The sequence below is a fragment of the Novosphingobium sp. genome, from assembly GCF_025351285.1.
Classification (GTDB): domain Bacteria; phylum Pseudomonadota; class Alphaproteobacteria; order Sphingomonadales; family Sphingomonadaceae; genus Novosphingobium.
In genome coordinates, this window is the sequence record NZ_JANXWG010000064.1 from 17,599 (window position 1) to 27,746 (window position 10,148).

Consider the following 10,148-nt stretch of genomic DNA (forward strand, 5'->3'; position numbering starts at 1 on the left):
TTGCGCGGAGCGCTGGCAATGGTTCGGGGCGAGTAGCTTTGCTGTTGGCCTTGCGAGCGCGGCTATGGTGATTGCAAGGTGGTTGCATCGAGCTTGTAGGGCGAAAGCAAATCGTCGGTCAGCGCGAACAGCACTGGCGTTTCGGTGTACAGCAACGCGGCCTCGATCCGCACGCCGGGATGAATGACGCCGAGCGCCTGCGCATAAGCCGCCATCTGCCGCAGATACGCGGCCGGAATGTCCTCGATTCGTTCGGGCGGCCGGCGCGCGGTCTTGAAATCCACGATGCGGATCGTGTCAGGGCCGATCACCAGCCGATCGATCGCGCCGGTTACCATCCGCCCGCCGACCAGCGCGGCAATCGGCACTTCGGCGAGCGAATCCGGCCCGAACACGTCCTCCCAGCCCGGCTGAGCGAGCACACGGACCGCGCTTTCGGCCAGCACACGCCGCGTTTCATCGTCGATGTCTGCGGCATTGCGCGCAAGCCAGGCAAGCGCCGCATCGAGGCGTTCGGCGGGTGGGCGTTCGGGCAGGCGTTCGATCAGCTTGTGAACCAGCGTGCCGCGCCGCGCCGCGGCCACTATCCCCGGCCCGGGCCTCGGCGGCGGATCGGGCGCCTGCTCCTCACCCAGCGATGATGGCGCGAGCGGGCGCGGGGGGCGCGGTTCGGGGCCGATGGGCTGGGTCAGCCAATCGGGCAGCGACGGGGCCGACACGTCCACAATCGGCGCGTTATCGGGTTCAGCCGGTCGCGGCGCCAACCCGCCAAGCTCGGCCCGCTCCTGCCACAGTGGGTCCGAGCGCCACGAACCCTCGGGAAACAACGGCTTGAGCTGCGCGTACCAGCTATCCGCCGGCAATTCGCGCATCCTTGGCCCCATTGCGCCGCCGATGAACAGCGCCTCTTCGGCCCGCGTCATCGCCACATACAGCAGCCGCCAGTGTTCCTCGCGCTCTTCGCGTTGCGCGCGCTCCTCGGCCTCGCGGATCACGGCGACTTTTTCCTGTTTGCGCAATGGCGGGATCGGCACCGCGCGCACCGCGTCGAGCACCCGTTCCTCGAGCATCGACCCGCGCGGCGGCGAGCTATCGGGATCGTCCACCGCATCGGCCAGGATCACGATCGGCGCCTGCAGCCCTTTGGCTCCGTGTACGGTCATCACTCGCACTTGGTTACCCGCGCGGCCCTGCTCGCGCTTCAGCTCGCCCTCGCCCGCATCGAACCATTGCAGGAAACCGTTGAGACTGGGCGTACCCGATGCGGCAAACGCACCGGAGGCGTTGAGCAATTCGTCGATCGGATCGTTGGCCTCACTGCCCAGCCGCGCGACCAGCGCCTTGCGGCCTTCCCACGGCCCCACCAGTAACCAGTGCAGCAACGCCTGTGGCGGCGTGCGATCAGCCAGCGCGAGCAATTCGCGCAAGCGGTGCATCGTGGCCAGGGTCTCCGGGCCTTCGCTGCTCCGCAAGTGCTCCCACAGCATCAGCTTGCCCGTCCGCCAGCCGTGTTGGAGCAGATCTTCCTGGCTCCAGCCGATCAGCGGCGAGACCAGCAGGTTGGCTAGGTTCAGATCATCGAACGGTTGCGCCGCAAAGCGCAGCGCCGCAACCAGGTCCTTGACCGCGAGCGGCGCGCCCAGCCGCAGCCGGTCAACCCCGGCCACCGGCACGCCTTGCGCATGGAGCCGCGCCACGATCAGCCCGGCCAGTTCCTTGCGCTTGCGCACCAGCACCATGACGTCGCCCGGCCCTGCGAGCCGGTGTCGGCCTTTGAGCAGCGGAAATCCGGTTTCCATCCAGGTGCGGATCTGTCGCGCCAGCGTATCGGCAAGCTGGCGATCGGGCCGCGAAAGCCAGCCTTCCGAACCGTCCTCTCCGTCCCCCTCGGGCTCATCATCGCCCGGTGTCGGCGCGAGCGACACCGGGTTCCACATCGCCACGAGCCCCGGCCGGTCCTCGCCCATGTGCGGGTCGATCGCCTCGATCCGGCCGAACCGTTCGGGGCCGATTGCGGCGATCGCACGGTCGACGAAATCGTGCACCGGCGCCGCGGTACGGTAGGATCGCGCCAGGCCCAGATCGAGCAGCGCGCGCTCGGGCTCGGCCATTGCTTCAGCCACTGCCGCAAGCTGGCCCCGCACCCGATCGCGCGCGTGGGCGAAATTCTCGGGACTGGTGCCTTGGAAGCGGAAGATCGCCTGCTTGTAATCGCCCACCACGAACAGCGTGCGCAACCGATCTCCGCGCTGGCCTTCGCCGGTGAAGAAATCGCCAACGAGTGCGTTGATGATGTCCCATTGCGCGGCGTTGGTGTCCTGCGCTTCATCGACCAGCACATGATCGAATTGCCGATCGAGCTTGTACCGCACCCATTCGCCCATATCCTGCTGGTTGAGCAAGGCGGCGGCGCGCCGGATCTGGTCGTCGAAATCGATCAGCCCCTCGCGCGCCTTTGCCGCGTCCCACGCGAGCGCAAACCGCCGCCCGAGCCCGAGCGCTGGTTCAACCCAGGCAACCAGTTCAGCGAGGGCTTGCCGTTCGCGCAGCGCGGCCAGCGAGGCAATCACCCGCACAGCATGGTGCGGATAACCGGGCGCGCGCTTGTCGAGTGCGCTGGTCTTGCGCGGTTCGCCCGCCTTGGTCAGGAACAAATCGGCAAAATCGTCGATCCCCGCTAGCCGTGCCGCCGGATCGGATGCGAGCCAATCGCCCATCATACTGGCCGCGTCGATCGCCTTGGCCGTGCCCCATGCGGCTTGCGCTGCCATGCAGCCGCGCACCGACGCGCAATCGAACGTATCGTCGGCGCACAGCGCGGCGATGTCCGCCGGATCACCGCTGTCCTCGGGCGGCAAGCCGATCAACTGGTTGATCCGCGAACGCAGCGGTGGGGTCCACGCGCCCGTCCCGAACCACAATTCGCGCGCGCCGGCGCAGCGCATCAGGAAGCCTTGGACCTGGTCCTGCGTCATCCGCAGGCTCAACATTTCAAGCGTCGCGAACAGTGCGGCGTCGCCCTGCTCCTCGGCCTCGGCGAGCATATCCGCCAGCACTTGCCGCGCCAGCAGATCACGATCGCGGTCCTCCATCGCGCGCGTGCCCGGCGTCAGCCCGGCTTCGACCGGGAATGCCGCGAGCAGCCACTGCGCGAACGAGTGGATCGTGCCGATACGCAAGCCCCCGCCCGGGCAATCGAGCACCGCGGCAAAGCGGCTGCGCGCGCGGAGCCGGGTTGCGGGGCCGATATCCGCGCCAATGAAGCCCAATTCGGCCGCCAGCTTTGCGTCATCAAGCCGCACCCACCGCGCCAGCACGTCGCTGACGCGCGTGGCCATTTCAGCGGCGCCCGCTTTGGTGAACGTGAGGCACAGGATCTGCTCGGGCTCGACCGCCGGTTCGAGCAGCAGACGCAGCACGCGCGCGGTCAGCACTTGCGTCTTGCCGGTCCCGGCCGAGGCCGAGAGCCACACCGTGCGATCGGGCGCAACCGCCAGCGCCTGGTTGTCCTTCAGCGGGAACACCGCGCTCATGCGCAAGGACTCCCGATTTCTGGCCTGACCGCACGGCCCTGCCATTCATCGAGCCGCATCAACTGATCGTAGTCCGAGTAATTGGGCAGGTCGGGATTGAGCCTTGCGGTGAAGGGTTCATCGCCCAGGATCCAGCGCGCGATCGCTTCGCGCAGGTATTCGCGCGTTGTGGGAAGGAAATCCTCGGGTTGCAGCGCCGCGCGGTTGCCCGGCGCCTTGACCGGGCTTTTCACGAAACCGAACGCGCGATCCTTGTTGCGCCCGAGCGACCAGTATTCGAACGCAGCCGGCTCGCCTGCAAGGCCAGCGATCCCGCCAGCCTGGGCAATCAACCCGACCACCCCGAGTTGGAGCGCAAAGCCCTGTTCGACCATCGCGGCCGAAGGCGGGTTGCCGGTCTTGTAATCGACAATCGCCAGCGTTCCATCAGCCAGTTTGTCGATCCGGTCGGCGCGCCCGAACACGCGCACGCCGTCGACGCGCATTTCGCCCCACTGCTCCCACGAAACCGGCGTGCGGCCCTCGTCGTCGAGCGCGCGGATGTGGTCCTCGATCCAGCGCAGCGCATCGAGCAGGCGCGGCCGCCACAGCCCGCGCATGAACGGATGCGAGCTCATTTTGGCCAGCTTGACCTCGGCGCGCGGGAGCAAGTCGCCGGGGTGCGTTCCGCCCTCGTGCCACGCTTGCAGCACTTCGTGCACCGCAATGCCCTTGAGCGCGGCGGTGGCATCGGCATCGAGCGGATCGAGCCGCTTGAGACCAAGGATCGCCGAGGCATAGAACTGGTACGGATCGCCGCGCAGCCGGTCGATCGCAGTGACGCTCAAGTCGACGCGGCGTTGTTCGGCGCTCGGCATCGGTTGCGGCCGGCGATAAGTGGGCGCGGGCGGCGCGTGATCGATCATGCGCGCCAGTGCAACGGCACTGTCTTCCATGGCGAGCGACTTGCCCAGCATCGCGCGGATGCGCAGCAGAAACCGCGACGGGATCGCCGGGCCGCCTTCATCGCGCGCGGCGTGGCTCAGCACCACTTGCGGCGCGCCGAGCGCGGCCGCAAGATCGTGCGCGGCCAGGCCGATACGGAAATCGGCGCCGGGAATGCCCAGTTGCCGCAACACCGGCGGCGCCAGCAGCGGATCGGGCGTGGGGTTGGCCGGCCAAACGCCCTCGATCATGCCGCCGCAGATCACCAGATCGGCACGGCTCATCCGCGCTTCGAGCAAGCCATAGATTGCCAGGCGAGGATGCCCGCCCCACGGAGGCCGCACCGCAACTTCGTCGAGCGCATCGCGCAGCAGCGCGGGTATCTGGTCGCTCGCCACGGTCGTATGCGCCTGCGCCGCTGCGATCAGCCATTCTTCGATGAAAGCCGCCAGCGCGCGCCCGTCGGGATTGCCCCAGATGTCATCGCCGCACAGCGCCTCTGCCGCGCGCACCAGTTCGGTCAGCCACAATTCGAGCGGGCCATCATGGCCAAGCGCGAACAGTGGCGCGATCGTTGCTGCCGCGTCCGTCCACCAGGCGCCCAGCCCCGGAAACCGCTTTTCCGCGCGTGAAACTGCGATGCCGATCGCCGCAAGGTCGAGCCCCGGACGCGGCCCGCGCAACGCCAGGTCAAGCTGCCGCACGCGTTCCAGCCACGCCGGCCGGCGAGCATCTGCCCGGACTCGGGGGTGGCCCAGCAGCGCAACCAGTGGAACCGGCGCAGCGCGCTCTGCCACCACGTCGGCCAGCAGCAACAGGAACCGCCCGGCCTCGGTCTGCGGCAGCGGACGGCCGGCGGTGTCATCGGCCTCGATGTTCCAGCGTGCCAAATGCGCAACCACGCGGGCAGCAAGGCTCCGGTCTGGCGTGATCACCGCCACGCGCCGTTCGGGCACCGCCAGTGCTTCGCGGACGAGGATTGCGATCGCCTGCGCCTCTTCCTCGGGGTGCGCGGTTTCCATTACCTTTACGCCCGAGAGCCGCCGCTCGTCGGCATCGAGCCCGACCCAGGCGGTGCTGGCGGCGGGTGGCAGGAACAGGTTCGAAATCGCGCGGCTGCGTTCGGGCCGCGCGGGCGCCAGTCCGGCGCGGTGCCACGGCTGGACTTCACTGCGCGCCACACCCATGCGGTTGAGCAGCAGCTTGAGATGGTATTGCGGGTGCGTGACCGCGTCGCCGCGCCCGAACGGCGGATCGTCCTTGTTTTCAGGCGCACCGGCAATGCCGAGCGCATCCCATACCTTTTGATCGAGCGCGAGATCGAGATCGGGCAGGATCACCCGTCCGTTGGGCAAGTGCGCGATGCTGCGCAGCAATTGCGCCACGGCGGGAGCGGCGGACGTCACCCCGGCCGCCACCACCGGGTGCGGCAGTGGAAGGTCGTGCCAGATGCTTGCGGCGTGGCGCAACAGCCGGTTGCGCCGTTCAGGCGGGTCGATGGCGCACAGAGCTTCCAGCTCGCTTCGCCACCGTGCCAGCACCCGCGCGAAGACACGGAGCGAGTTCTGCCAATGCGTCGCCAGATCGGGCAGCATGTCGATTTCAAGCAGGCGTTCGGGCGGAATTTCCTCGGCCGTCATGCGATCGATGCTGCGCACCACGCTGCGCGCCTGCCGCAGCAATGATGCCTCGCCGCGCGCCTCCTCGCCCAGTTCCTGCCGCAGCAGTTCGGCGACGCGAAGCAGCCGCAAGGTCGGATCGACGGCAGGCGGGATGTCCAGCGCTTCGCCGATCGGATCGAGCAGCGGCCCCAGCGTCTCGTCGATATCGAGATCACCGATCACCGCCATGCGCGGCAGCAGCAGGCCAGCCTGCCCACCCGCATCGCTGGCGCGCACGAAGGCCTCGGTCACGATCCGCACGGTGCGGCGGCTAGGCAACAGCAGCGTCAACCGCGCGAGGCCGAAGCCGGGCTCGCGGTAGCGTGGGATCAGCCCGGCCACCAGCGCATCGGCGAATCCGCGGTGCGCCGCGATCGAAGACACGTTGACGCCTGTTACCGTTCCGCCCGGTGCAGGCGTGTCCGGATCAGACACGCGCGAGCAGGGCTTCGGTCGGCGCAATCATCTCGGGGCTGCCAACTTCGCACCATTCGCCGGTATGGACGCAGCCGTAAAGCCGGCCCTCCTCGATCGCGCGCTCCCACAGGCGCATCGTCCCGAATGCTGTTTCCGGGGGATCGCGCAGCAGACGATGCGAGACGATCTGGATGCCGGTGTAGATATAGGGCGCAATCCGGCTTGGCCGGCGGCGGCTGATGCGGCCCAGCGGATCGAGATGAAAATCGCCCTTGCCGTCATAATTGTGCGTGCCGTTGAACCGCACCACCAGCAGCAACGCGTCCATCCGCGCCGGGTCCCATGCCTTGGTCAATTCGGTGAAGACAGAGCGTGGTCCGTCAAGCCACACCGCATCGCTGTTGAGGCAGAAGAACGGATCGGGCAGCAGGCCTTGTGCCTTGATCATGCCGCCGCCGGTTTCCAGCAAAGCCGCACGCTCGTCCGAAATGGTCACAGCCAGCCGCGCATACCGGCCCAGCCACGCTTCCATCGCATCGGCGAGGTAATGGACGTTGACCACTGCACGCGCCATGCCGGCATCGGCCATGCGATCGAGCGTATGCGCGATCAGCGGCTTGCCCGCGACCATCACCAGCGGCTTGGGCCGACTGGCGGTGAGCGGCCGCATACGCTTGCCCAGGCCCGCCGCCATCACCATCGCTGTATCCGAAGCGAGTGGCGCACGGTTCATGTCACGAACGTTCCACCGCCACGGCTGCGCAGCTCGTGCGGAATATTGGCATCGAACCACCGCGCCACCGGCTCCATTACGGGATGCGCAAGGTCGCGCTCCAGCAGGTTCCACACCCGCGGGATGTAATCGAGATAGCGCGGCTTGCCGTCGCGCTTCCACAGCCGCACGAAAATGCCCACGATCTTGGCGTTCCGCTGCGCACCCAGCCGCGCATAATCGTCGAAGAATTCGGGGCCCGGCTTGGCATGCGCCATGTAATGATCGAACATCGCGCTTTCGAGTTCCTCGCCCACATCGCGCCGCGCGTCCTGCAGCAGCGAGACCAGATCATATGCCGGATGCCCGGTGAGCGCGTCCTGGAAATCGAGCAGGCCCTGCTTGTCGGTGCCGCCCAGCAGCATGATGTTTTCGGCGTGGTAGTCACGCAACACCGTTACCCCGGGACGCTGGCGCGGGAGCAATTGCACCAGCACCTCTTCCCACGCGGCTTCCCAGCCCTTGGCATCGACATAAAGCCGTTGCGCCGGGCAAAACCATTCGATGAACAGCCGCGTTTCGCGCAGATATTCGGCGAGCGAATACGAGGTGAACGGCCCGGCCGGCAGCTTATGCAACGCCACCAGCGCGTCGATCGCCGCGCGATAGACCTCGTCGGCGTCCTGCGGCCAGGCGTCGAGGTATTCGCGCATCCGAACGTCGCCGAAGTCTTCGATCAGCACGAAGCCTTGCGCGGCATCCTCGGCGTGGATCACCGGCGCGCGCATCGCGTTCTGATCGAGCCAGCGCGCGGCGCGAATGAACGGCGCGGGATCTTCGTTCGGCGGCGGGGCGTGCATCAGCATCGCACTGCCGGGGGGGCCACTAACGCGAAAATAGCGGCGAAACGAGGCATCGCCCGGTAGCGGATCGATCGTGGCGCTGCCCCAGCCCGCATCGGCGAGGAACGCGGCGGCGCCATCCGGAATCGGGTCGGCCGGAATGGTCTCTGCAAGCTCGGTCATGGCCAGCGGCTTAGCCAATCCGCCCCCGGATTTACAATGGCCATCCGCCCCTGTTCCCCCGCTTCCTGTGCAGCACTTTCGAGCCGAATCGAAAGGCACCCCGGTTCATGCGCAAATCCGCCGGCATGTTCGGGCCATTCGGCGATCAAGGCCGCACCATCGCGGTAATCGTCGAGCCCCAGTTCCTGCGATTCCTCGGGCCGCGCCAACCGGTAGAAATCGGCATGAACCAGCGGCAGGCGGACCAGCGGCGGATCGTAGCTTTCGAAGATGGCAAAACTGGGCGACGGCACTTCGCCCGAATGCCCAAGGCCAGCAATGATCGCGCGCGCCAGCGTGGTCTTGCCGGCACCCAGCCCTCCCGACAGCGCCACCACGTCGCCGGGGCGGAGATGCCCGGCGATCTGCGCGCCCAAAACCGCGGTGGCCGCAAGATCGGGCAGCGATATCGGCCCGGTCAAGCCAGGGTCACGATCGCGCTGGTGCCTTCGCCCGGTTCGGACATCAGTTCGAACTTGCCGCCGTGCGCGTCGATCAACTGACGTACGAGTGGCAGGCCCAGCCCGCTGCGGCGTTCGGGTGCGCGGCCATCCGGCGTGGGCTTCAGCCCTTCGAGCGCGCGCGCCAGCATCGCCGCGTCCATGCCCTTGCCGTTGTCCGAAATGACGATCTGCGCACCCATTTTCTTGCGCGAACAATCGACCAGAATGCGGCCACCCGGGGGAGTCGCGGCGATCGCGTTTTCGAGCAACTGCCCGAAAGCGCGCTTCAACCGTCGCGCGTCACCCAACGCTTCACCGACCGACTTGTTGCCGCGCAAGTCCAGCGTCAGCCCCGCCGCCGTCAGCTTGTCGGCGCGTTCCTTGACCACTTCAGTCATCAGCGGGAACAGTTCGACCGGTTCTCGCGCCAACGGCAGCGTGCCCGCCTCGCTTTGCGTCAGATCGAGCACGTTCTCGATCTGCTCTGCCAGCCGGCCGACCGAAGTGAGGATCGCGCGGATATATTCGTGCGCCTTTTCGGGCAATTCGCCCGCCACGCCGGCTTGCAACAGCTCTGCAAAGCCTTGGATCGAGGTGAGCGGGTTGCGGAATTCATACGACACACTCGCAAGGAACCCGGTCTTGAACGCATCGGCCTCCACCAGTGCGGCATTGCGTTCGCGCAGCGCGGTTTCGACCTTCTGCGAATCGGTGATGTCGAGCACGGTCAGCATGCCGTTGCCATCGGGCAGCGGCACGCCGGCAAATTCCAGCGTGCGCCCGTCGGCCAGCACCATTCGCCCGCTCTGGCGCTTGCGTTCGAGCGTGGCGGCCTGGATCACCTGCCCCAGCGCGCCGACTTGCGCCGGTCGCTTGAGCGCAGGCGCCACCTTGCGCAGCAGCACATCGGCGCGCGGGTGCGTGTCGAGGAAGCCGTCCTCCAGCCCCCACATCGCCGCGAACTTGCGGTTCCACAACTGCACGCGGCCATCGGGCGCAAATACCGCCAGCGATTCGGCCATGTTGTCGAACGTGGCGGTGCGCGTGCGCAGCAGCGTATCGCGCGTGGCCGAAAGCTGGAGCTGCTCGGTGCGATCCTCGAAGATCAGCAGCAGGCCACCATCGGGCATCGGCTGACCCACCACGCGCAAATGCGTGCCGTCGCTCAGGCTCCACGCCTCCTCGCGCGGTTCGCTGGCGAGGAACCAGCCCTGCCGCTCGCGGCGCCATTCGGGAAAATCGCGCACGTCGGGCAGCCGTCCGGCCTCGCGCATCCGGTCGAGCACGCGGTCGAACGGCGGCTGGTCGGCCAGCGTGGTCGGCTGGAGCGCGAACAACCGCAGAAACGGCTGATTGGTGAACGACAGGTTCCGCTTGCCGTCGAACTGCGCGAT

Annotated in this window: 6 protein-coding genes; all 6 read right to left on the bottom strand. The window is 67.4% G+C overall.

What is annotated here, in order from left to right; translation table 11 throughout:
• Positions 1 to 62 precede the first annotated feature (62 nt).
• A complete protein-coding gene (gene addA, locus Q0R16_RS07855) occupies positions 63 to 3,533 on the bottom strand; it encodes a double-strand break repair helicase AddA (protein WP_295634599.1) in 3,471 nt (1,156 codons plus the stop codon).
• Positions 3,530 to 6,553 (bottom strand): double-strand break repair protein AddB, encoded by a 3,024-nt coding sequence (gene addB / locus Q0R16_RS07860; RefSeq protein WP_295634602.1) that lies wholly within the window; start codon positions 6,551 to 6,553, stop codon positions 3,530 to 3,532. The genes addA and addB overlap by 4 nt, the downstream gene beginning before the upstream one ends.
• The gene (locus Q0R16_RS07865; RefSeq protein ID WP_295634605.1) at positions 6,546 to 7,268 is read right to left on the bottom strand and encodes a nucleotidyltransferase family protein; all 723 of its coding nucleotides are present in this window, start codon (positions 7,266 to 7,268) and stop codon (positions 6,546 to 6,548) included. The genes addB and Q0R16_RS07865 overlap by 8 nt, the downstream gene beginning before the upstream one ends.
• A complete protein-coding gene (locus Q0R16_RS07870; RefSeq protein WP_295634608.1) occupies positions 7,265 to 8,272 on the bottom strand; it encodes a phosphotransferase in 1,008 nt (335 codons plus the stop codon). Before Q0R16_RS07870 ends, Q0R16_RS07865 begins: the two co-directional genes overlap by 4 nt.
• Positions 8,269 to 8,733, bottom strand: a complete 465-nt coding sequence (tsaE, locus tag Q0R16_RS07875; RefSeq protein ID WP_295634611.1) for a tRNA (adenosine(37)-N6)-threonylcarbamoyltransferase complex ATPase subunit type 1 TsaE — start codon at positions 8,731 to 8,733, stop codon at positions 8,269 to 8,271. The genes Q0R16_RS07870 and tsaE overlap by 4 nt, the downstream gene beginning before the upstream one ends.
• Positions 8,730 to 10,148, bottom strand: a 1,419-nt coding sequence (locus tag Q0R16_RS07880) for a PAS domain-containing sensor histidine kinase (RefSeq protein WP_295634613.1), incomplete at its 5' end; no start/stop codon positions are given. The genes Q0R16_RS07880 and tsaE, both read right to left, overlap by 4 nt.